Origin of the sequence: Mucilaginibacter sp., from assembly GCF_025359345.1 — a bacterium.
Classification (GTDB): domain Bacteria; phylum Bacteroidota; class Bacteroidia; order Sphingobacteriales; family Sphingobacteriaceae; genus Mucilaginibacter.
Window position 1 is genome coordinate 21839 of record NZ_JANYGQ010000003.1, and the last position, 23834, is coordinate 45672.

The 23834-nt window shown below is 42.1% G+C and carries 22 protein-coding genes; 11 read left to right on the plus strand and 11 right to left on the minus strand.

The window, feature by feature from the left end; all coding sequences use genetic code 11:
* Window positions 1-126: 126 nt before the first annotated feature.
* The 5 genes from Q0R52_RS01090 (at window position 127) to Q0R52_RS01110 (ending at window position 6532) form a co-directional block, all read left to right on the plus strand.
* A complete protein-coding gene (locus Q0R52_RS01090) occupies window positions 127-1500 on the plus strand; it encodes a sigma-54 dependent transcriptional regulator (RefSeq protein ID WP_295791179.1) in 1374 nt (457 codons plus the stop codon).
* The gene (locus Q0R52_RS01095; RefSeq protein WP_295791182.1) at window positions 1484-2782 is read left to right on the plus strand and encodes an ATP-binding protein; all 1299 of its coding nucleotides are present in this window, start codon (window positions 1484-1486) and stop codon (window positions 2780-2782) included. Before Q0R52_RS01090 ends, Q0R52_RS01095 begins: the two co-directional genes overlap by 17 nt.
* 82 nt (window positions 2783-2864) lie before the next feature.
* On the plus strand, window positions 2865-3638 hold the full coding sequence (gene aqpZ, locus Q0R52_RS01100) for an aquaporin Z (protein ID WP_295791185.1): 774 nt from the start codon (window positions 2865-2867) through the stop codon (window positions 3636-3638).
* Between the two features lie 175 nt (window positions 3639-3813).
* On the plus strand, window positions 3814-5484 hold the full coding sequence (locus Q0R52_RS01105; RefSeq protein ID WP_295791187.1) for an ABC transporter ATP-binding protein: 1671 nt from the start codon (window positions 3814-3816) through the stop codon (window positions 5482-5484).
* Entirely contained in the window at window positions 5474-6532 is a 1059-nt protein-coding gene (locus tag Q0R52_RS01110; RefSeq protein ID WP_295791189.1) for a glycosyltransferase, read from the plus strand. Before Q0R52_RS01105 ends, Q0R52_RS01110 begins: the two co-directional genes overlap by 11 nt.
* 64 nt (window positions 6533-6596) lie before the next feature.
* Here the strand turns inward: Q0R52_RS01110 and Q0R52_RS01115 are convergent, their stop codons facing one another.
* From Q0R52_RS01115 to Q0R52_RS01140, 6 genes are read right to left on the minus strand one after another with little or no spacing between them, the layout of a single operon-like run.
* On the minus strand, window positions 6597-7694 hold the full coding sequence (locus tag Q0R52_RS01115; RefSeq protein WP_295791192.1) for a glycosyltransferase: 1098 nt from the start codon (window positions 7692-7694) through the stop codon (window positions 6597-6599).
* An 11-nt stretch (window positions 7695-7705) separates the two neighbouring features.
* The gene (locus Q0R52_RS01120; protein WP_295791195.1) at window positions 7706-8620 is read right to left on the minus strand and encodes a hypothetical protein; all 915 of its coding nucleotides are present in this window, start codon (window positions 8618-8620) and stop codon (window positions 7706-7708) included.
* A gap of 2 nt (window positions 8621-8622) precedes the next feature.
* The gene (locus Q0R52_RS01125; RefSeq protein ID WP_295791197.1) at window positions 8623-9573 is read right to left on the minus strand and encodes a GNAT family N-acetyltransferase; all 951 of its coding nucleotides are present in this window, start codon (window positions 9571-9573) and stop codon (window positions 8623-8625) included.
* Window positions 9566-10573: a polysaccharide deacetylase family protein gene (locus tag Q0R52_RS01130; RefSeq protein WP_295791200.1), complete on the minus strand. Its 1008-nt coding sequence runs from the start codon at window positions 10571-10573 to the stop codon at window positions 9566-9568. Before Q0R52_RS01130 ends, Q0R52_RS01125 begins: the two co-directional genes overlap by 8 nt.
* On the minus strand, window positions 10570-11739 hold the full coding sequence (locus Q0R52_RS01135; protein WP_295791202.1) for an amidohydrolase family protein: 1170 nt from the start codon (window positions 11737-11739) through the stop codon (window positions 10570-10572). The genes Q0R52_RS01130 and Q0R52_RS01135 overlap by 4 nt, the downstream gene beginning before the upstream one ends.
* Complete coding sequence (locus Q0R52_RS01140; protein ID WP_295791204.1) at window positions 11739-12479, minus strand: class I SAM-dependent methyltransferase; 741 nt, start codon at window positions 12477-12479, stop codon at window positions 11739-11741. The genes Q0R52_RS01135 and Q0R52_RS01140 overlap by 1 nt, the downstream gene beginning before the upstream one ends.
* Before the next feature lie 338 nt (window positions 12480-12817).
* Between Q0R52_RS01140 and Q0R52_RS01145 the strand changes: the two genes are divergently transcribed.
* Genes Q0R52_RS01145 through Q0R52_RS01165 form a run of 5 tightly spaced genes read left to right on the plus strand, consistent with a single transcriptional unit; the run spans window position 12818 to window position 18414 of the window.
* Window positions 12818-14320 (plus strand): radical SAM protein, encoded by a 1503-nt coding sequence (locus tag Q0R52_RS01145; RefSeq protein ID WP_295791208.1) that lies wholly within the window; start codon window positions 12818-12820, stop codon window positions 14318-14320.
* A gap of 12 nt (window positions 14321-14332) precedes the next feature.
* Entirely contained in the window at window positions 14333-15076 is a 744-nt protein-coding gene (locus Q0R52_RS01150; protein WP_295791210.1) for a class I SAM-dependent methyltransferase, read from the plus strand.
* A gap of 5 nt (window positions 15077-15081) precedes the next feature.
* The gene (locus Q0R52_RS01155) at window positions 15082-16128 is read left to right on the plus strand and encodes a radical SAM protein (protein WP_252792527.1); all 1047 of its coding nucleotides are present in this window, start codon (window positions 15082-15084) and stop codon (window positions 16126-16128) included.
* Between the two features lie 10 nt (window positions 16129-16138).
* Window positions 16139-17599 carry a radical SAM protein gene (locus Q0R52_RS01160; protein WP_295791218.1) on the plus strand — a complete coding sequence of 487 codons (1461 nt, stop codon included), beginning with the start codon at window positions 16139-16141 and terminating at the stop codon, window positions 17597-17599.
* Window positions 17596-18414: a class I SAM-dependent methyltransferase gene (locus tag Q0R52_RS01165; RefSeq protein ID WP_295791221.1), complete on the plus strand. Its 819-nt coding sequence runs from the start codon at window positions 17596-17598 to the stop codon at window positions 18412-18414. The genes Q0R52_RS01160 and Q0R52_RS01165 overlap by 4 nt, the downstream gene beginning before the upstream one ends.
* Window positions 18415-18446: 32 nt before the next feature.
* Here the strand turns inward: Q0R52_RS01165 and Q0R52_RS01170 are convergent, their stop codons facing one another.
* The 5 genes from Q0R52_RS01170 to Q0R52_RS01190 all read right to left on the minus strand — a co-directional run bounded on the left by Q0R52_RS01170 (window position 18447) and on the right by Q0R52_RS01190 (window position 22725).
* Window positions 18447-19106 carry a hypothetical protein gene (locus tag Q0R52_RS01170; protein WP_295791224.1) on the minus strand — a complete coding sequence of 220 codons (660 nt, stop codon included), beginning with the start codon at window positions 19104-19106 and terminating at the stop codon, window positions 18447-18449.
* An 82-nt stretch (window positions 19107-19188) separates the two neighbouring features.
* On the minus strand, window positions 19189-20130 hold the full coding sequence (locus tag Q0R52_RS01175) for a DUF5777 family beta-barrel protein (RefSeq protein WP_295791227.1): 942 nt from the start codon (window positions 20128-20130) through the stop codon (window positions 19189-19191).
* 26 nt (window positions 20131-20156) lie between these two features.
* On the minus strand, window positions 20157-20699 hold the full coding sequence (locus Q0R52_RS01180) for a YceI family protein (protein WP_295791230.1): 543 nt from the start codon (window positions 20697-20699) through the stop codon (window positions 20157-20159).
* A 5-nt stretch (window positions 20700-20704) separates the two neighbouring features.
* Window positions 20705-22087, minus strand: coding sequence for a hypothetical protein (locus tag Q0R52_RS01185; protein WP_295791233.1), 1383 nt, complete (start codon window positions 22085-22087; stop codon window positions 20705-20707).
* Window positions 22084-22725 carry a sigma-70 family RNA polymerase sigma factor gene (locus tag Q0R52_RS01190; protein ID WP_295791236.1) on the minus strand — a complete coding sequence of 214 codons (642 nt, stop codon included), beginning with the start codon at window positions 22723-22725 and terminating at the stop codon, window positions 22084-22086. Before Q0R52_RS01190 ends, Q0R52_RS01185 begins: the two co-directional genes overlap by 4 nt.
* Window positions 22726-23031: 306 nt before the next feature.
* Here Q0R52_RS01190 and Q0R52_RS01195 point away from each other — a divergent pair, with 306 nt between their 5' ends.
* Window positions 23032-23826, plus strand: coding sequence for a glycosyltransferase family 2 protein (locus tag Q0R52_RS01195; protein ID WP_295791237.1), 795 nt, complete (start codon window positions 23032-23034; stop codon window positions 23824-23826).
* Window positions 23827-23834: the final 8 nt, after the last annotated feature.

Sequence of the window (23834 nt, forward strand, 5' to 3'; positions counted from 1 at the left end):
CCAAAATCTGTTTAATCCTGGTTCAGATTAGGGGATTTTCTGGATTGCCGTTGCCATTCGCCAAAATCTGATAAATCATCTAATCTGTTTAATCCCGGTTCAGATTAATTATACTTGTACTAAATTATGATATTAGTAATTGATGATGATATTGCCGTACGCACTTCACTGCTCCTGTTACTAACCAGCGAGGGTTATACTGCTGCGGATTGTGCCGGACCTGTTGAAGCAATCAAGCTGATAAAAAAAAACGAGCCAGAGCTGATTATCCTCGACCTTAATTTTTCCAACGATACATCGGGTAAGGAGGGGATGGCATTGTTAAATCAAATTAAAAAGATAAATGCTGCCATACCAGTTATATTGATAACAGGCTGGGCCAGCATAGAACTGGCAGTACAGGGAATGAAGGCTGGGGCAAATGATTTTATCAACAAGCCCTGGAACAATGACCATTTGCTGCAATCGGTAAAAACGCTGCTCGATCTGAATGAGAAAAAAGCCGAACACCATACCCGCAAACAGCTTGATAAAACCTATAACTTTCAGCATATAATTGGCGAAGACCCTAAAATGCTGAATATATTGGAGACTATCGGCCGGGTGGCTGGTACGGATGCATCAATACTGATAATGGGTGAGAGCGGTACGGGTAAAGAACTGATTGCCGAGGCTATCCACCAAAACAGCCTGCGCCGCAATAAGCCTTTTATAAAGGTAAATTTGGGCGGTATATCCACCTCTCTGTTTGAAAGTGAAATGTTTGGCCATGTGCGGGGCGCGTTTACCGATGCGCGGTTTGACAGGGTGGGCCGCTTTGAAATGGCTAATAAAGGCACCATTTTTTTAGATGAAATAGGCGACCTCGATGCCGGAAGCCAGGTAAAACTACTACGTGTATTGCAGGACAGGACTTACGAAGTGCTTGGCAGCAGCCGTACAAAATCGGTGGATGTACGGGTAGTTTGCGCAACTAATAAAAGCCTCGAGGAAATGGTTAGTAAAGCCACCTTTAGAGAGGACTTGTTGTACCGAATAAACCTGATTACCGTTTACCTCCCCGCCCTGCGCGACAGGCCAAAAGATATACCACTGCTGGTAAATTACTTTATCGATAACTTAAAGGAAATTTATAACCGCCCGGCATTGTCCGTAGCAAGCAACGCCATGAAATGGTTGCAGCAATTGCCGCTGCCCGGTAATATCCGCCAGCTAAAAAATATCGTGGAGCGAACTATCCTGGTAAGTAAAAAGGATGAGTTGGATATCGACGATTTTCGCACCCAGCTCGAACTTTCGCCGGTGAAAAAGGGGAATATCCAATTGCCGGGCATCGGTACCTTAACGTTGGAGGAGGTAGAGGTTGCAATGATAAAACGCGCGATGGAACACCACAAAAACAGGGTGGCAAAAGCAGCTGCATCTTTAGGGCTTACCCGCAGTGCGCTATACCGCCGGCTGGATAAATACCAAATCCCTTACGATGAAGCTGAGGACTAAATATATCCTGTTCGTGGTAATTATACACATGGTTGCCCTTACGCTTACCTGGTTTATTTTTAAGGATAAGGTCTGGTTTATCGCATCCGAGGTATTTGTAATAATCTCAATTGTTATTGCCATACAGCTTTACCGGCAATTGATTCAACCGCTCAAAACACTGATGCAGGGTGTTGAGGCTATAAAAGACCGCGACTTTAATGTAAAGTTCCTCTCGACTGGCAAGCACGAAATTGACCAATTGATTGATGTTTATAACCAGATGATGGACGAGTTGCGCACCGAGCGTACCCGGCAGGAGCAGCAGCATTTTTTTTTAGAGAAGTTAATCTTCACCTCGCCCACAGGCATTGTTATTTTAGATTATGACGATAATGTGCAGCAAATAAATCCAAAAGCTTTACAGATTTTGGGCATCGAAGCGAGCCTGGTACTTAACTACCCGGTAGATAGACAAGAGCATCCGTTGCTTCAGCAGATAAAATTGCTAACATCTGGTGAAACAGTCCTGGTTAAGGCAGATGGTATCAACACCTACAAGCTACAGAAATCGCATTTTGTCGATCGCGGATTTTCGCGGCACTTTATTATGATTGAGGATTTAACGGCCGAGATTGTAGCTGCCGAAAAAAATGTATATGGCAAAGTGATACGGATGATGGCACACGAAGTAAACAATACGGTTGGTCCGGTCAATTCGATCATGCAATCGGCTTTAAAAACTGACAAGCTTTGGGAAGGTCACCAATTTAATGTGTTAAAAGATGCATTGCAGGTAGCTATGGACAGGAACGAAAACCTTAATTTTTTTATGCGCAATTTTGCCGATTTAGTGAAGCTGCCGCCCCCCAACAAACAGCCTATTGACGTGCACCACTTGTTAAATTCGGTTGTGATGCTGATGGGGGTTAAGGCCAGGGAGAACAATATCGAATTTAAATTAATGTTGGCGGATGGCCCATTAAAAATTATGGCCGATGAGCAGCAAATGGAGCAGGTGTTAATAAATATTGTCAAAAACGCCATTGAGGCCATTGACAAAAGCGGGACGATAACGCTAATTACCACAGCCTACAAAAACTGCGTCACTATTTCAGACACAGGTCCGGGTATTAATGCTGAACAAACCGCCAATTTGTTTTCACCATTTTTTAGTACCAAGAAAGACGGGCAGGGGATAGGCCTAACACTCGTGCGCGAAATCCTGGTTAACCATGGTTTTGAGTTCTCGTTAAAAACCATAACTCCTAAGAAAACCGACTTTACCATATTGTTTACTTAACATTTTATTTAGCGCTGGTCTGCCATAATTGAAAATTAGTTGGTTATATTTAGTTATTTAAAACCTAATCTTTTGATAAATTATGGAAACTAAATCTTCAACTAAGTACGTAGCCGAACTTATCGGCACATTCTGCCTTGTGTTATTTGGCTGCGGCGCAGCAGTTATTGCCGGCGCGTCCGACCCGGGAATTCCACCTTCGGGTATAGGCCTGTTAGGTATTTCGCTGGCTTTTGGTGTTAGTGTTGTGGTTATGGCGTACACAATCGGGCCAATTTCCGGTTGCCACATCAACCCCGCCATTTCCATCAGTATGCTGGCTGCCGGCAAACTAAGTGTTAAAGACTGTGTGGGGTACGTAATTTCGCAATGCATCGGTGCCGTTTGTGCTTCGGGCGTATTGTATTTGTTGCTGTCCGGCAAACCAGGCTTTTCGATGGGCGAGTATGCCCTCGGCGCCAACGGTTGGGGTGAAGGCTATTTGGGTAAATATTCAACCCAATCAGCATTTATTGCAGAGGCTGTATTTACATTCCTGTTCCTGGTGGTTATTTATGGAACTACTGCCAAACGCGCAAACCCGGCAATGGCTGGCCTGGCTATAGGTTTATCGCTGGTGTTAATCCATTTAGTGGTAATCCCAATCACAGGCACGTCAGTAAATCCTGCCCGCAGCCTTGGCCCCGCAATATTTGCAGGTGGAAAAGCGCTCAATCAGTTATGGTTGTTTGTAGTTGCCCCGATACTTGGCGGCCTCGTAGCTGCCGGTTTCTGGAAAGGTGTTATGGAACAAAAAGAAAGCATTGTGAGCAAAACTGTTGAAGTTCACGAAGATATATCGATAAACAGGGTATAACCAACACGATTAAGCGATACTAAGGATTCACACGATTAAGAAATTGACAAGATTTCTTAATCGTGTTTATTTTTAATCCTGTAAATCGTTTAAATCTTTCAATTGTGTTGGCAACCAATCCCTGTATCCCCGCGTAATGTGATTGTAGGTATTAACCCAATCACCCCTAAAACAATTGAAGCAAGTATTAGCAGGTATTTCGGCTATCTTAAATGGCAGGGAAAAGATAAAGCTGTATAAGCTGATTGTCTTTGACTTTGTGATTGGCGTTCTGGATATTGCGTTTTTAGGAGCCCTGCTTTTTGTATTGAACCTGTATACCAAAAATTCAACGCAGATCAGGCTTTCGTTCTTGCCACAATTGTTACTAAATCCGGATTCACTGCTGCTCATCGGTGTGTTTTTTATCCTTTTTAGCTTAAAAAACCTGTTTGGCTACATCGGTTTAAAATCGCAACACCATTTTTTTTACAATGTGGCATCAAGGCTTTCCAAACGGAATTTACTTAACTATCTTTCGGACGATTACGGTCGGTTTGTAGGTATAGATTCGTCCGTCCAGGTCCGGCAAATAAGTCAGCAACCTATCGAATTTAGCCATTACATACTCACCAACGTTCAGCAAATTGTATCGCAGCTAATATTGATATCTTTTACCGTGCTAGCTATCTTGTTTTACCACCCTACATTATTCCTGCTGCTTTTTTTATTGCTGTTACCACCTGTCGTTTTGTTGGGATGGTACATCAGGAAAAGATTGAAAGATGTTCGCGACAGCATAAAAATAACCAACGAAAAAGCACTGCAACACCTGCACGAATCGCTGGCCGGTTACGTAGAAAGTAATGTTTACGACAAGAATGAGTTTTTTTCGGAACGTTATTCCAGCTATCAAAATCAACTGAATGAAAACATTGCCACCCAGCAAACCTTGCAAAGCCTGCCATCGCGCCTGGTGGAGGTTTTTGCCGTGCTGGGCTTTTTAATATTGGTTATCATTAACAAGTTATCGCCCGGCGCACCGGGTATTAATATGGTAACCATCGGAGTGTTTATGGCCGCGGCATACAAAATTATACCGGGTATAGTAAAAATACTAAACAGTAGCGGGCAGATAAAAACTTACAAGTTTACCTTAACAGATTTATTGCCTGCAGAAGCTGGTGCGCCGTCGGTACGGAAAACCATTGCTGTAGAACCGATTAATGCTATTGCTTTTGAGAGTATCAGTTTTACTTATAAAAATCATCCCGTTTTAAATAATCTCAGCTTCGATATTAAACCGGGCGATTTTGTAGGTATATCCGGCAGTTCGGGTAATGGAAAAACAACAATTATTAATCTCTTGCTTGGTTTTCTAACTCCTGGTGGCGGCAGTATTTGCATCAATAACACCAAAACCAGTGACGTAGACAGGGTTGCCTATCGCAGCCGCATATCGTATGTAAAGCAGCAGCCATTTTTTATCAACGATTCAATTATAAAAAATATTACGCTTTCTGATGATGGTTATAACCCTGGCAAGTTGCATGAAACTGCCATTTTAAGCGGTGTTGAAAAGCTTGTAGAACACTACCCGGAAGGGATGGAAAAGATAATTACCGAAAATGGTAAAAACATAAGCGGTGGCCAGCGGCAACGGGTTATGCTGGCAAGGGCACTGTATCACGATTTTGATTTACTGATACTGGACGAACCATTCAGCGAAATGGATAGTGCGTCGGAAAATGATATCCTTACCCAAATGAAACAGCTTACCACGCAGGGTAAAATGATATTGTTTATTACTCATAATAAAAGCAGCCTTAAATATTGTAATAAAGTAATAACGATTGATGAAAAGTAAAAGGCAAACATTGGTAATTTTAAGTCCCGGCTTTCCGAAAGATAGGTCGGATACGGCATGTTTGCCCCCGCAGCAAATCTTTGTAAAAGCATTAAAGGAAATTTGCCCCGGTCTTAATATTATAGTTTTGACTTTTCAATACCCATTTTTTGCTGCTGAGTATGAATGGCATGGTGTAAAAGTAATTTCAATTGGACGCAAAGACCGTGGCAGGATTTATCGCCTGGTTACCTGGATAAAAGCCTGGCTGATACTGAAAAAACTCCACAAAGAACATCGGCTGATAGGCCTGCTGAGCTTTTGGTTTGGCGAGTGTGCATTTGTGGGTAGTCGTTTTGCGAAGAAACACCACCTGGCGCATTATAGTTGGCTGCTTGGGCAGGACGCAAGGAAACGGAATAAATATTTTAAATGGATAAAACCGAAGGGCGATGAACTCATAGCCTTATCTGATTTTGTCGCGCGGGAAGTGAAGAAAAATTATGGGGTAAAACCGCTTCAGGTTATCCCGGTAGGTATTGACACTTCGTTATTTAAAACAACTCCTGCTAAACGGGACGTAGATATTTTAGGAGCCGGGGCATTAATCCCTTTAAAACAGTACGACCTTTTTATTGAAGCAATTGCTTACTTGAAAGAGGATTTTCCCAATATCAACGCGGTAATTTGCGGCAAGGGGCCCGAAATGCAATCGTTAAAATCACTGGCGCGGGCAAAAGGGGTAGAGGGGAACATTACCTTTAAGGGCGAAGTGCCGCATAAAGAGGTGTTGAAGTTAATGCAACGATCTAAGATTTTTTTGCACCCATCCGGGTATGAAGGTTTTGGTGCTGTTATATCCGAAGCGTTGTACAGTGGCGCGCATGTGGTATCACTTTGCAAACCCATGGATAAAGAATATCGTCATCATTTTGTAGTAAAATCACAGGGAGAAATGAACGCCCGTTTACTATCCCTTTTAAAGAACAAAAAACTCGATCACGACCCGGTGTTGATGTGTTCGATTGAGCAAATCGCGAAAAATATGATTAGTTTGTTTGTGGATTAAGATTTGCTTATCAAGATTCTAATGATTCAAGGGTTAGCGAACTACCATAGATTATCCCATACGCCTATAATTCTTTTACTATTTCTTCTATTCGCTTTGCAATTGCACCAAACGATAGCTTCTCTCTGAAATAACTCAAACACAATTCCCGTTTTTCTTTAAGATTTAATTTATCAAGACTATTCAAGGCAGCCAAAAGCGCGGCTTCGTTTCCGGCCTCGTAAAGTACGCCGCATTTGCCGTTGTCCGTAATCATCTTGAATGATTGTATTTCAGTGACAACAGGCACACATCCGCATGACATGGCCTCGCATACTGCTGTACCGCTGCCTTCATAATGCGAACCTGATAGCAAAAAGTCGGCGCTGTTAAACCAATCCTGCAAATCGTCGTGTGGCACCTGCCCAACTAATGTAATATTATGTTCGCCTGCATTTTTAGCTATTAGTTCCTTTATTTCGGGCAATAGTTCTGCAGTATGATAAATCATATACAGGTGCACGGCTGGGTTGGTTTTGGAATACTTTAAAAATGACCGCACTATGTTCAGCGGGTCTTTATTGTCGTTAAGCCTGCCGACCCATAAAAATGCCGGGTTGCCTGCAGCCCCGGTTTTTTCCCTGGCTAAATCTTTATCGATTGGATAAAAATTGGATGATACTTCCATCACTTCCTGTATTTTCCAATAGGAAGAAATGTTGCCCTTTCGTACCCAATCCAATCCCATAGCCATCGCTGCAAACAGGTAAGCATCTGTAAAACGGTCAGCCAGCTTTTGCGCGTATTTTTTTAAGCCGCTCATTGGTTTTTCAGCGTGGTGATGAGCTATTATCTTTGTTTTCTTAGGCAGGATGAGGTGTAATAATATCAATTGCACCGGGTTATGCAATCCCTGCACTATTACAACGTCTGGCTTTAGGTTTTTTATAAACCGGTTTAGTTTAAAGGGAAAATGTGTTTTTTTACGGTTTAAGTTTACAAACTTATACTCCACGCCATTGTGCATGGCATCTCCTTCATAGTCAATTTGCTTAAGGCTGATTACCTGGTTGTTTTTTGCCAGTTGCTCAAAAATACCCGCGTAGCCGGCTGTGCGTTTAAACCAGCTTTCGGGCGTGTCAAAACCGGGGGAATAACTATAACTTATGGATACGTACAGCATAAAACCCTATTTTAAAATAACCCGTCAATACTTTCGTATTTACTGTTTTGAAACTGTAAAAACCCAACGTGGTAAAGCGATGATGGATTGCTTTTTAATTGCGTTTTGCTTAAAACCCGGCCGACCATCAGCATGTGGTAGCCCATTTTTTTGTTCGAGATGATTTCTATCTCCTTATACGCACCCACAAAGTCGGGCACAGGGAATTTGAACAGTTCGCTCGGCATCGTTTTAAAAGACAATTGGTCGGGGGATGTGGGCGATTTGCTGGAGTGCTTGCCCAGGTTATATACTGTTTCAATATCAACATCATTGGTATCGCAAACAACAACTTTTTTTGCGGCAAGTATTTTGTCGAGGGTTAAATTGCTGGTCCGAAGGCCTAATATGTACATGTCTTCCTGTTGTATGTAGCCATGTATATCCATCGGGAAAATATTGCAATACCCGTCGTCTTTATAGGATACGATAATAATGCTCCGTGGGTACGAATACATGGCGCTGATAACCCTGCGGCTTTGATAGGTATTGGCTTTCGATCGTAAAAAGTAAGCAAACAGTACCAATCGGTGCAAAGTACTTAATTGGTAGTTTTTTACACTTTCAACCTTAAATAAAAACAACACACCGCTGGGGGTAGGTATCTTTTCAATAAGTGATACATCAATGACGGCGTTGATCTCCCATCCTGTAACAAAGTGAATTTGTGCTTCCTGGTTGCTGGTTAACGTGGCCTCATCAGCAGGTAACCAGGCTGCCATGCAAAACGGGTCGAGGCAAATCATACTGTTGGTAGCAGTGATATCGGCCTTGTAACTGCCGTTTTTTAAATAAACTTTTTCCACAACATCAGCCTGGTGCAGCCTTGTAATATAAAAGGTCCGTATTTTTTTATTGTCGAAAAAAAGCTTGTTTATTAATCCCATTTTTAAAAAGTATCAATATCTGCTGATGTGAATTTAACCTTATCCAGCGGCAAATCCTCACCTAACACCTTAAATATTGCCGGAAAGGATTGAATGGACTTAAACCGCATAGCAAACAGTCCGTGTAAGGTAGTTCCCGGGCTTGCATGAAAATGTATTTGTTTGAGCCCAAGTTTACCGGCAAGTTTTTTTAGCTCGTACATCATATCGTCAAAATCGTCGGCCTGCAAATTAATATCCCCAATTAAAAGTATGCCGCTTATTTTAATCCATAAAGTTGAGCTGCCTAGTTTAATGACTTTTGTATCGTTATAGGATTTGTATCTTAAATAGTTCTCATCCCGGTAAACTCCACTGCAACCATCATTAATTATCGAATTTTCTACCCCTCTTTGGTCCAGCAAGTGCTTTTTCAGGACGTGTTGCTGGTAGCGGCTATACAGAACTTTTAGTGCCGGCAATTTTCCAAAAAAACGGTTCCACGAAAAATTGGGGGTATGGATAATAAAACAATCTAAATAATGCGCAGTTTGCCAGCCCAACTTATTTACAAAGCCGGGCAGGGAATTTTGATTTGGAAAGCCAAAAAGCAACCTGATACCCAGCTCGCGGCATAGCTGGAACGTTGTGAGGGCCAGTTCCACAAATAATCCCCTGTTACGGTGCACCGGGTGTGTCATCGTATCGGCCGATTGTGCAGCCAAAATAACATCGTTGTCAGCTTTTATTAAACATGGTATGACTGCATAAAATGCAATTGGCTGCCGCCACGTTGTGTAGGCAATAAAACCGGTAAATTCAACACCGGTGAACCTGGTATTATATTTTTTTTCAAAAAAGTCGGGGGAGACTTCTTTTCCATAAACGGTACTATGCAGTAGTCCAACGTCAGCCAGGTTGCCTGCCGTTAACCTTTCAACGGTATATTTATCGGTGGCCGGTTTACTATTCATAGCTGCCCTTTATGGTTGCACGCATTTGGTTGTTAACTGAAATAAATGGATTTATGGTAAAACGCTCGCGCATGGCGGCGTCGCTTTTATCAGCCCAGTTTAAAAAGGCGGTGGCAAGCAGTTGCGTATAGCCGGCACTTTTTGCCAATGTTATAACTTCGGGACTGTACGAGCCATATGGAAACCCAAAGCTGCTAATGCTTTTTTGTGTGATGTTTTCAAGAAAAAGCTTACTGTTAACCAACTCAGCCATAGTATCATTAATATTAATTCTTGCCAAATCGTTATGATAAAGACTATGTGCGCCTATGGTTACATATGGTGAAGCTGATAACTCCGCAATTTGGTTTGCGGACATTTGTTGCCAATAGTCATAATCGGATGGGTTTGTTTTAAAGGGTGATAACGGGTACAATTCCTTCATCATGGCTTCCTTTTCGCTAAAACCACAGCCCCAAAGTTTTTCAATTAAACCCGTACCTGTGATGGTCGAAATATATTTGTTATGCCGGTTTTTTATGTATGTTTCATCGCTCACAACGATTTTATCCGGGCCGTACTTGCCAAAAATGCTGATGAAATCGTTCCATAAAACATCATGGCCTTCGGTTGTTATAGCAGTTATAAAAAACGTTGCCGGCACCTGGTATTGCTGCAAAAGCGGTAAAACATATTTATGGTTATTTGCAAATCCGTCATCAAACGTAATGCAAATGTTAAACTTATCCTTGTTGAACTTTTGGGCATAGTAATCATCCAGCGACACCACATTAAAGTGCTTTTTATAGAATTTAAGGTGTGCCTCAAAAGTTTTTTTAGTGATGAAAAGCGTATTGAATTTTAACGGTTCACTATTGCAAACGCCGTGATAAAGTATTATCCTGTTGCCTTTTGCAGATTTATAAATGCCATTGCCCAGCCCAAGAGCATGCTGTAAATCCCTGGAGAGGTAAACTACCCTCCGTACAGCCCTGGCAGATATTTTTTGCAGTAAGCTCATGCCTCGATTGTTTCGTTAATTGTTACAGGGAACTTTAAGTTTGGCTGGTGAAACCGTATTTGTTTTAACAATGCTGGTAAATCACCTTTTACATATTTACAACATTCACCAATAAAAATGCGACTAAATCCGGTTAAATCAACATCCAGCAATTGCGGCAGCAACTCTTCATCAAAAAGGCTGATTTCGCCCTTATGGGTTACCAGCAAAATATCCAAAGGGTTAAGCCCAAAAAAAGCTTCGTAGCTGTTTTCTCCTGTAGTTTTTTTTGCCACTACCAAATCTGCATCCTTGCCGGTAGCAATATCGCCGCAATTCAGCTTCCAAACAGTGGCAGGGTTATGGTTTAAGGTCGCGAAAAGACCTTCATCGCTAAGCATACCGGTGTTCCTGGCGAGTCGTAGTTGTTCCCAAATGTTCCAGTTGCCGGTTAAGGTAGAGTCGGTCCCGAATAAAATTTCGGTATGTTTACTCAATACATTAACCGGGGCGGTTTTATTTAGCAGGAAGAAATTCGTTTCGGGGCACCATACTATCGCTTCAAAATGTTCGGCCTGCGCGCCCGACATAGCGACTCCATGTACGCCTATTAATATTCGTTTTAAAATGTTAAATTTTATCAGTTTGTCAATTTCTTTCGACGACAGCGCGTCGGTTCCTTCACCCACGTGCATATTTACCGCCAGACTTTTTTTTGCCGGGTTATTCAGCTTTACTTTCCATTGTTTTTCGAACTGCACCGAGTGCAGGCAATGGGTTTCTTCAAAAACGGTTATCGGCGTATTTGTTAAACCCGTTTTTTCGCCGTGATTAACCACGGTAGTAACGCCGCAAAGCAGGTTTTTGTAAACACCCCATTGGTATCGTAATGCTGCCGGTATTTTTGTTATGGCAGCAATTTCGTCTTTATAAGCCTCGTGTATATGTTTACCCCATTCGGTGTAATTACTAAAAACCTTGCCACCAAGGGCGGGGAACAGGTTGAAATCCAGGTGGTCGTGCGAGTTGATGAGGCCGGGGAAAGCGATGGCATTGTTAAACGATAAGCTGAGGTGCCCAATTTTGCCGTTGGCAGATGCCGGGCTAATGTCCGCTATCTTTCCATTGCAAACCCGGATGTCTACCGGTGACTCAGTTCCCAATATATCAACATTCTGCAGGACCATTATTCCCTCCCAAAATGTATCCCGTAAATTATTGGGAAGCCTTTAAATTTTTCGTAAACGTGTAAGGCGTTTTGTACCTGGTAGTAATGCCGAACGGTTTCATCCACGCGTTTTTCTATCTCATTGATCACCCTGAAATTATTTTTCGAAAGTATCGCCTTAATTTTATCGGTCGGGTGTACAAAATTCTGCACCGCAATATGCGTATTATTATGCCTAAAGGTACGCTGCCCGCCTGATCCCAGCACATTGGGGTGGAAATCAGTAATGATAATTTCCCCTTTATCTTTTACTAAGCGACTCCAGGAGTTTAAGGCTTCCTCAAGGTTCTTAATATGGGCGACTGTAAGGGTTGATAAGATTACATCGTATGTATTATCAGGTATTTTCGAAAAAAGGTTATCACTAATCACATAGGTATCATTAGAAGGGAATTTTTCGCGCAATTTTCCCAGCATGCCATGCGAAACATCGAAACCCGTGAGACTCGCAATGTCTCTATTGAAAATTTTGGGCCAATGCCTGCCTGTTCCGCAGCCAATATCTGCCACGTTTTTATTTTTTATATCGATAGTATTCAACAGTTCGGTAAAAACCAGTTCATCCAGGTCGAGCATGAGGTTGCCTGGTTGTGCATCGTATTCATCTGCCCAAATATCATATGCCTCTACAACTCCCCGTTCTTTGAAGGCGGCTGGTTGGACGTTTTTACGGAAAATTTTTTTCAGCGTTTCTATCATTGTAAAAGAGTCAGGAACCAAGAGCTAAGTGTCAAGATAGAAAAATTAAGCACCAAATCCTATATCTTATTGTCTTGGTTCCTGATTCTTGCCTCTTGATTCTCTAATTCTCTACTCGTCATTACGCTTAAATAGCTATGTCGGTTGCCCACGCAAATTATTTAATGCGGCAGGCAACCATAGCTTTTTACAGGGCGTAATTACTGTTGAGTAATTGTTTAATTGGGGTTAATTGGGTTTTGTGTGAATTGATGTCTCCGTATGGGAAATACCGGTGGTGTAAAACCGCCGGTATTACGGAGATTTTACCCTGGTACCGCATAACGTGTTAGCAAAAGATGAGTAAGATACTATTGTTTAATCCCAAAAGTTCAATTAATAAATACCGCATCCCTAATTCAATTTTAAACATTGCCGCATCGGTTAATGATAAATATGATTGGGTTATTGTTGACGGTAATTGTGAATCGGACCCTATAAAAAAGATAGAATCGTACCTGAGCAGCGGTGAGTTCAAGTATCTTGGCTTTACAGTTATGCCAGGCCCGCAACTACGGCAGGCTATACTGGCCGCGAAAGCGATAAAACAAAAGTTTCCCTATACAACAATGATTTGGGGCGGTTATTTCCCGTCCAATCAACCAAATGCGGTGTTGTATTCTGGTTATGTCGATTTTATCATCAACGGCCCCGGCGATCATGCTTTTCCTAACTTAATTGATGCGTTAGAGCGCGGCCAGCCATTTGAATTTATTAAAAACCTTATCTATAAGGCTCCTGATGGGAAAATAACCAAGACCGCGAAGGAAGATTTAATAGATCAGGATTCGCTCCCGCCGCTGCCTTACGATAAGTTGGGCACGTTTTATCCCATTACCAAGTTTTTAGGCAAAACCTACCTGGGGAATAAAACACTGGCCTATCACTCCAGTATAGGTTGTCCGTTTACCTGCTCATTTTGTGCCGTGGTGCCGATATACGAGGCACGGTGGAAAGGAAAATCTGCGCAGGCAATTTATAAAGACGTAAAATACATAAAGGATAAATGGGGTGCAGATGCCATCGAATTTCATGACAACAACTTTTTTGTTTCGGAAAAACGTGCGGTTGAGTTTGCGAAACTGGTAAAGGATGAGAACATGACATGGTGGGGCATGGCACGTATTGACACCATGAGCAAATTTAAAGATTCGTCTTTAGCCGCTATTCGTGAAGCAGGGTGCAAAATAATTTTCTTTGGGGCTGAGAGTGGTAACAACGAGGTTTTGGCGCAGATGGATAAGGGCGGTACCCAAACCGGTAACCAGATTATTGAGTTTGCTGAGCGGTTAAAAAAGTTTGATATTATTCCTGAATATTCCTTTGTGTTGGGTACACCGGCGCCAACACCGGAAAAGGTACAGGCCCAGATTGATTTTGAGATTGACTTTATTAAAAAAGTTAAGGCCGTAAACCCAAAGACAGAGATAATAATTTATACCTACAGCCCTGTACCTACGGAAGGCTCGGAAATGTATAAGCAGGTATTGGCCAGTGGTTTCCGTTTCCCGCAAACTTTGGAAGATTGGATAAGCCCTGCATGGGAAAGTTTTGACTTGCGGAAAAATCCGCTAACCCCGTGGCTCACACCTGATATGATTGATAAGATACGGAACTTTGAAACGGTGCTTAACGGCGTGTATCCTACAGTTACAGACATCCGGCTTAATTTAATAAAACGGAAGGCGATACAATTGGTGGCCGGCCTTCGTTACAAAGTTAATATGTACAAATATCCGTACGAAATAAAGCTGTTGCAAAAAGTTTGGCGTTACCGCCAGCCCGAAATACAAGGTTTTTAATCCAATATTAAAGTGCACCTGGTTAATTTAAGTGTTGAGAATAAACGTGATGAAACCGTGGATACGGCTTTCGCTGATTTGTATATTGATGTACGAAACCAGGAAAAACGCGTTCTAACGGATTGCCAGGTAATGTTTTTGCCGGATATTGAACCGACACATATTCATTATAAAGAATGGCAGGTAAGGAAACGGTCGGCAAAAAAATTGATTGATTATCTGAAGGAAAAAAACAAACCGCTTAATATTTTAGAAATCGGCTGTGGCAATGGTTGGTTATCGTCGATGCTGTTAACCATCAAAGGCTCAAAAGTTACCGGCATAGATGTAAACGAACCTGAAATTATGCAGGCGGAACGCCTTTTTAAAAATGAAAGGCTGGATTTTATTTGTGCGGGTTTCGACCCCACAACGTTTTCGGGCCAAAAGTTTGATGTTATTTTATTTGCAGCATCCATACAATATTTCCCATCGATAAAAAATATTTTGCAAGATGCACTTTCATGTTTGAACTGGAATGGCGAAATTCATATTATCGACACAAATTTTTACAGTCCTAACCAGGTTGAAGGTGCTGCCCGCCGGACCGAACAATACTACAACGACATGGGGTACCCCGAAATGGCGGCCTATTATTTCCATCACACTGTAAACGATTTGAAGCCATTTAATTACCGGGTATTATTTAACCCGCACAGGCTGGTCAATAAAATGAGTAAAAGAGACCCATTTTACTGGGTGACCATAAAACATTAAATATTATGCCGGGGCAATCTCTATTACATACCTATAAAAGGCACCGTACTTTAAAAACAAGCATTGTATCGGCATTGCCTATAGTTATTTTGATGCCCCACAGCGCATGTAATTGCCGCTGCGTGATGTGCGATATCTGGAAAGATAACAAAAACCTGAAGCAGCTAACAGAAGATGACGTTTTTGGCTTGCTTGGTGCCATGAAAAAATTTGGTACGCAGGAAGTCTTAATGTCTGGTGGGGAAGCTTTGCTGAATGCCAATTTTTTTAAGCTGTGCCAGATCCTTAAGCAAAACAACATCAAGGTAACGTTACTTACAACCGGGCTCACTATTAAAAAGCACGCCCTTCAAATACTGGAGTTTGTTAGCAATGTTATCGTATCAATTGATGGAGATGAGCCGCTGCATGATGCCATCCGGAACATTCCGAATGCTTTTAGTAAGTTAAGGGATGGCGTTGAGTGTATTAAGTCAATCAATCCGTATTATCGGATAACTGCCCGTACTGTTATACACCGTTTAAACTTCAGGAACTGGGAAGCCATAATCAATGCGGCGCGGTTGATGGGGATAGATCAGGTCAGCTTTTTACCTGCCGACGTGAGCAGTCATGCATTTAACCGACAAATGGCCTGGGAAGAACCCAAGCAGCACGAAATATTAATTTCCGAACGCGAGTTGCCCGAGCTGCAGGAAGTAATAACGCGCATAATCAGTAATTCATCAAATTTCACCAACAGGTTTATTGCCGAATCGCGGGAGAAGATACAGGACATTTACAATTATTATGCCGCATTTTATGGGTTAAATCCTTTTCCTTTCAAAAAATGTAATGCGCCATGGGTATCTACAGTTATTGAGGCGGATGGGAATGTAAGGCCCTGCTTTTTTCACGATGTGATAGGCAACATCAGGGATTCATCATTGGATGTCATCTTAAATAGCGATAACGCAGTTAATTTCAGGAAAACGTTGGAGATGAGTAAGAATGATGCCTGCATAAAGTGCGTATGTTCACTAAATCTGTCGCCGTTCGCAAAGCTGGCTTAATTTATAAAGTATGAAGAGTATCTTGTTTTCACATTCCTACTTTTTGCGTTTTGACCCAAAGCAATGGCAGTTGGGGCAGCCTTACCCACCGCTGGGTACCATTTACGCCGCCGCTTTTATGCGCCAAAATAACTATACAGTTTCGCTTTTTGATACCATGTTTGTGAGTGATCCGCAGGAAGTTAAGTCATCGCTGGAAAAAAACAAACCCGGCTATTTTGTGGTGTACGACGATGGCTTTAATTACCTCACAAAAATGTGCCTCACAAACATGCGCGAGGCGGCCTTTGAAATGTGTAAAATAGCTAAAGCCAATGGCTGCACTGTTATCGTTTCAAGTTCGGACTCGACAGACCGTTACGCAGAATATTTAGCAGAAGGGGCCGATTTTGTGATAATAGGAGAGGCCGAGCATACCCTGCTGGAGCTAACCACCCACATAGAAGACGACCTAGGTGATTTTGATTCGATAAACGGCCTTGCTTATATAAAAAACGGCGCTGTCACCAAAACAACCGGCCGCCCGGTTTTAAAAGATTTAGACAGCCTGCCCTTGCCGGCCTGGGATTTAATCGACATAGATATTTATCGCCAAACGTGGCTCAAACACACGGGGTATTTTTCATTGAACATGAGCACCACCCGGGGCTGCCCGTTTAAATGTAACTGGTGCGCCAAGCCAATTTACGGTAATCGCTACAACTCGCGCAGTCCCGAAAATGTGGTTGCCGAGATTAAAATGCTTAAGGAGCACTATCAAATGGACCACATTTGGTTTTGCGACGATATTTTCGGCTTGAAACCGGGGTGGGTAAAAGAATTTGCAAAGCTGCTGTATATTGAAAATATTAAAATTAGATTTAAGATACAATCGCGGGCTGATTTGCTGGCCGATGAGGAAACCGTTAAAGCCCTTGCACTAGCAGGTTGTGAAAACGTTTGGATAGGAGCAGAGAGCGGTTCGCAGCAGATATTGGATGCCATGGATAAAGGCATCACCATTGCGCAAATACGCGAAGCTACCCGGCTGATGAAGGAAAATAATATCAAACCCTCATTCTTTATTCAATTCGGATACCCAGGCGAATTGAAGGATGATATTAAATTAACCATTGATATGATAAACGAATTACTGCCATTTGAAATAGGCATATCGGTATCATACCCGTTACCCGGTACCGTGTTTTATGATAGGGTCAAAGCTGACCTGAAGAAAAAAACCAACTGGACAGATTCAGACGAGATGGCGCTGATGTTCAGCAATACTTTCCCTCCATCGTATTACAAACAGCTGCACAAGTATGTGCACCAAAACTATCATAAACACCTCGCTAAAAACAGCCTGGTTAAACTGATTCATAACCCGTTAAGCGCTAATTTTAAAAGCGTCAGGAAAGCCGTTTCGGTGATTTATCATGCGCCGGCAACACTTATCGAAGGCATGAAACTGCGAAAGCTGGAGGAGGCATGATGGCAGCAGCAAATATCAACGAGCAACAGGCGGAATCGGCGTTTAGCACACAGTCGGTTATTTTTGATGAGTTGTACTCTGGCAATACCATTATTAACTATAAAAGGGAACGGGTGCGCGATCATGTTTTAAGACTGCTGGCGCCCGGCAGCTCAATCCTTGAGCTAAACAGCGGCACAGGGGAGGACGCATTATTTTTTGCAAACCGGGGCCACACAGTTCATGCAACTGATATATCTGAAGGGATGCAACAGGAGCTAAAACGGAAGGTTGCGCTAAATGGTTTAGATCAGTATGTTAGCACCGAAAAATGTTCCTATACTCAACTTCACAAATTAAACAATGCTGGTCCATATGACCATATATTTTCCAACTTCGCAGGTCTTAATTGCACAGGTGAATTGGATAAAGTACTGGCATCATTTAATGGTCTGCTAAAACCCGGGGGTACAGCTACTCTTGTAATTTTACCGAAATTTTGCTTTTGGGAAACCTTAATGCTTTTTAAGGGAAAATTTCGCACGGCATTCCGCAGGCTTTTTAGCAGTAATGGGGCAAAAGCGCACATTGAAGGGGTATACTTTAAGTGTTGGTATTATAATCCATCTTTCATCATAAAAAATCTCGGGGATAAATTTAGTGTGGTTGGTTTGGAAGGCTTATGTAGCATCGTACCGCCATCATACATAGAAGGTTTTGCTGAAAAGCACCCCAAAGCATATCAATTTTTGAAGAATAAAGAAGATCAGTTAAAAGCTACCCGGCCGTGGATGTATATCGGCGATTATTATATTATTTCTTTAAAAAAGAAATAGTCGCTCATATCATTTGTGGATATTCTATTTTATCAGGGGATATCAATATGCACATCCCAAACCCTTGCTTCTTCAATCACTTCTGGATCGTGTGAGCAGATGAATAAACCTACCAGTGCTTCATCCGGCATGTTTTTCATTATATGTGCGCCTACGGTTTTTAAAGGTTCGCCAACGTGGCCTATACGCATGATCAGCCGCTTGCCTATACGCTGTAACTGAATTACTTCGAACTTTTTTTCAGGGTAAAATATCTCGCCTTCCGGATCTTTCATGTTTTGGCCGGTGAGCGAACGCCACTGCATTACAGTAAGTCCATCGCCATGCTCAACTGTATTTAGTTCGATGGATTTTTCATCATTAGATTCTCTTATCATCCAACCAATTTTACGATGATCGTTGCCTTTTGCTCCTGTAAATTCAAAATTTGCTGTCGCGGTAAAGTCGCCCTTTATTTTTTTGTAAACGTATTGAAATTCGTCGCGGTTAAACCAGATGTTATAGCCCGATCCCTTTAAAAAATAGGTGTGGGTAACTTTATCGTAAGTTGCTGCGCCGGCATTTTTAGGGTGCCCAATATCTTCATGCTTGTCAAAAATACCAACGGCATCTGCCTGGGCAATGACGCGATTAACAGACAGGAAAAAAACAATAAAACAAGCTGTGCTTGCGAAATAGAATTTGCATTTCATAACAAAGGCCGGTATAAGTTTACAGCTAATAAAGCTATAAAAATACCGGCCCTCGTTATGGTGCTATTTTAACTTTTTATGGTTAATTATTGCCTTCCTTCGTTTCCTTCTTGTCTTTTTTATGCCCGTTAAAATCAAACATCCTTGATATTGTAAAGCCTAACCTGTATTGCCCGCGGCCATAGCTCGACTGGGTACCACTAAGGTAATTTATTTCGTTAACGGCACGGGCGTTGGTTACATTAAGTGTAAATACGTGGCCGCCGGTTTCCATTTCGAAACCAAAGCCCAACGGGCCTGAAAAGCCGTTGCCCTGGGTATGTTGGAATGATGAGAATGAATGTGCATAATCAACAATAAAGCCTGCATGCCTCGATAACTTTAACCGCAAGGTGGCGTTCAGCGCAAAAAAGTCCAGGTCGTTATCTACCACAAACGGGATAGGGGTGTTATTGCGCACAAATGATGGTGCTATTTGCAATACATTGCCCGGCGAAAAACTGTGTGCTATCAACACCTGGCCGAAATAAGAAAACCTGTCAGACGCTTTGGGGAAATCCTTACCGTACGGCCGTAAACCGGTTTCGCCGAGTAAAGTTATGGCAAATGGTGAGCCTCCGTTGGCCTGGTGCAACACCGCGTACTTAAGTTCCAAATCGGCAAGACCACCAATTGTGCTGCGCCCCATGTCGATATTAAGGTTGTCGGTCAGGCCATATTCAAAGCCTATGTACACGTCAGCCACGTCATCAAGACCGTAGTACAGCTTGCCGCCACCGTTTTTACCTGCAAAGTCGCCAAAACGGTGTATCACTAAAAAATTAAAGTTATTTTTCTTGATAGTTTCTGTGCTTTGCGACAAAACAAGCCTCGACGACTTGAATATCATCATAGGGCCGGTTGCTTCCCCACCGCTCATTGAGTTCAGTAGTGAATCTGCGGCACTTGTTTTTTTGTCGGAATTTTGGGCCATTAAGCTCATACCTGCCAGCATGAAACTCAATAGAATTATAGATTTTTTCATATCAGGAATTGTTTAGTGTGTGATTGTTATTTGTTAAGTACATAATTTGCCGAAACCGTCATTTTAATGCTCTCGGCTATGTTGTGAAACACTATTTTTGGAATGTCAATATGATGGTCGGCGCATTTTACCATAAATTCCGATTTCATGCTTATCATCCCGCCTTTGACTGTTATAGTGCCAGGTATGGTGCGTTTCATTGTTACATTGTGCACGGTTAAATCGCCGGTTACATTTATCGGGTAGCTGCCATCTTTAGTCACATCAATTTTTTCAGCTATTTTGCCTTTAAAAGTAGCGCGCGGGTATTTGTCGCTCTCCATATAATCAGAGTTAAAATGCTCCTGCATTAATGACTTGGGGAACTTGAACGAACTGATAAGTACGGTGAAGTTCAACTCGCCGGTAGCAGCATTAAATACGGAAGCACCTGTAGATGTTTCGGCCTTAATATCCTCTATTGGTGCGGTTGAAAACAGCGTTATACTTGCATTTTTGCAGACGTAGAGGTCCTGTCCCGCCTGGAAGGTTGTCATCCAGGCAAGTAACATAATACTTAGATATTTCATTCTTTCTAGGGTTTTGTTAACGAATTTAAGTTCCAGCTTAGCCCTACCGCAACGCCGGTAGACTGTAGTTTAACCTGGCTGTAGCCAATGTTTGATAAAGGGATTTTCATATACGGTTGTATGCTGATACCAACCTTTGAGTTAATTTGATGTTCATAAGTAGCATTTAAGTTTACTACGCCAAAAAAGTATTTGCCGGGGTTAGCAACGTTTATTGTTGAAGGCCCTGTAGCACTACTGCCGCCGCTATAGTTACTGGTGATACTACTCGCATTATATTCAAATTTATAACTTTCGTGCAGCATAATGTATGATGACAACCCGGTGCCGAACGATAATTTATTTTGATTACGGTGGTAAACCTGGTAGCTAACATTTAAAGGGATATCAAGCATCCGGCAATCCGCAGTAACTTCCTGCGGCGACACAGGCCATTTAACGCCATTGCGGTAGTTGTTAAAATTGGTTGCATAAGGTTTTACCGAATACAATGCGCCGGTTGTTACCGTAAGTTTACGCGATAGCCCGATTGCAAATGTCAAACCTATATTTGTGCCTACTTTGCTTTGCGCAAATGAATTCACCCCATTTAAATCAGGTGCTGCAATCACACTCAAAGTATATTGTGGGCGGTACGCCATTTGCGGTTTTACCTTTGGCTTAGCCGGTATATTAGCGGCTGATACAGTTTTTGTATCAACTGGTGGTTGTGTTACAGCAGGCTGTGTTACCGCGGCCTGGTTGTCTGTTGTTGCAGGTTTGGTAACCGGCGCCTGGTTTACAGCATAAGCATCGTTACTTACTTTGTTGTTTTTAACCGCTTTGTCAATAATAGTATCCTTTTTCGGGCTTACTGGTGTTGTGGCAAATTGTTGTTTATCATTTTTAACTAGAAGGGCTGCTGGTTGCTTTTGCAGGCTATTTTTTAATACTGGTGTTTTTTTGCCAAGGATATCTCGACCGTTGTCTGCTACAATTGCGGGTGCCTTGTGAGCGACTATAGTTTGCGACTTATCAATAATAGTGTCTTTTACGTTTGGGCGGGCAACGGCCTGCCGGTCAATAATAGTATCGGGCTTTTTAGCGCCGGGAATTGATTTATTGTCAATTATAGTATCCTTTTTAGGTTGAGTGGCCATTTGTACGGGGTTGCCACTTTGCTGGCCCCCGTTTTTAGGGCGTAAAGCCCACCATCCTAAAAAAACCAGCATCAATGCAGCAATACCACTTAAAATAGGCCACAAATAGATAATCCCTTTGCGTTTGGGTTTATCCAGCAGCTGTTCGAGCGCATCCCAATCTCCCTCCTCGTACCGGATCTCATCGACCGGGTCCTCCAGCTTCTTTTTAAAAAGATCGTCTAATCTTTTTTCGTTCTCTGTGTTCATTCTCTAATACCTTTGTTTAAAAACACCCCGTTCATGTTTATCGCTTTGATAGCTACTATCGGGGTGCAATCCATGCCATTATTATAATTAGCACTGCCAGCAGACGAATCTGCCTTTAATATCATGTTTTTTAGCTTTTGCCTGGCCTTATGCAAATTCGACTTTGAAGTGCCGGCATTTATGTTAAGCATTGTTGCGATTTCTTCGTGCGAATAACCTTCAATTGCAAAAAGGTTAAAGACTGTGCGATAAGCCTGGGGTAGCTTTTGCACCATCGCTAAAAGATCGTTGTAATTCAGGTTTTTATCGGCGATGTCGCCATCGCTTACGTGTTCAGCCTGTTCCAAATCTTCTGTGTAGGCCATTTTTAAATTGGCCCTGTAAAAGTCAATGGAGACATTCATCATTATCTTACCCAGCCACGCCTTGAACGGCCTGCTGGTGTCAAAGCTTTGGATATGGGTAAACACTTTAAAAAAACCCTGGTTCATCACCTCCGCCGCTTCATCGCGGTTCCCGGCATAGCGCAGGCAAATCCCCATAGAAAAACCGTAAAAGGCTTTATAAAGCATTTTCTGGCATTTCCTGTCCTGTTTTATGCAGCCCGCGATCAGTTGATGTAACTCTTCTTCTCCCATATGGGTTTATATCCTGTTAGCTAATGTAGTTCCCATTGTTCTAAACGTTATCACGTTGATTGTTAAAAAAAGGTTGCCTGCCGGCTTTTAAAAAATCATTTGGCGTGTTTAATGTGTTGGTAATCAAATGATTAAAAAATATGTATTATGATGAAAGTTTCTATTACTATTTAATAAATTCCGCCATATCCCTAAATTTTAAGGCGAAATTTATTTGCTTAAAATTTATATCAAAGGCAACCATTTCGCCCCGATAACCGATATAATTAACAAACACCGCCGTTAAAGGCATCTAAATTTAAATAAATGGTTCCGGTTTCTGTTGTTATAATTACAAAAAATGCTGCTGACATTATTAATGGCTGTATAGAACAGGCCAGGAAACTAACCGATGATGTTATAGTTGTATACAACGGAGATGATGACGGCGCTGCAAGTATTGTTGAGGGGCACAACTGCAAGGCTCACAAAAAGAACTGGGATGGTTACGGCGCCAACAAAAACAAAGGCATTGAAGAAGCTAAATATGGATGGATACTAAGCGTAGATGCTGATGAGATACCGGACGATGAACTGATTAAAGCCATTCATGCCATCGATTTAAGCGACACCCGGGTTATTTACGATATTAAATTCCGCTCGTACTTTGGGGGCAAACCTATCCGTTTTGGCAGCTGGGGGCGCGACCATCATATTCGCCTGTTTAACCGCAATTGGGTAAAATGGTCGGAAACGATGGTTCATGAAACGTTGGTGATACCATCGCATTTCCAAAAGAAAAAAATAGCGGGTGCTATTCACCATTATTCGGTGCAAAACGTGCAGGAGTTTGACAATAAGGGCAGCTACTATGCAAAGCTAAGTGCAAAAAAATATTTCCGGGCTGGTAAAAAGGCCGGGTTAATTAAATTGTATATATCCCCGATTTTTGGTTTTATCAAAAACTATGTTTTTTGCCTGGGTTTTTTGGATGGCCGTGAAGGCTGGGAAATAGCCACAATCACTGTTAAAAACACTCGCCGCAAATATCATTTTTTAAGCCAGATGGAAACCTATGGCGAACGGCAGCCTGCGAAGGACAGGTTGGTGGTTGAATATTAATACCCTGC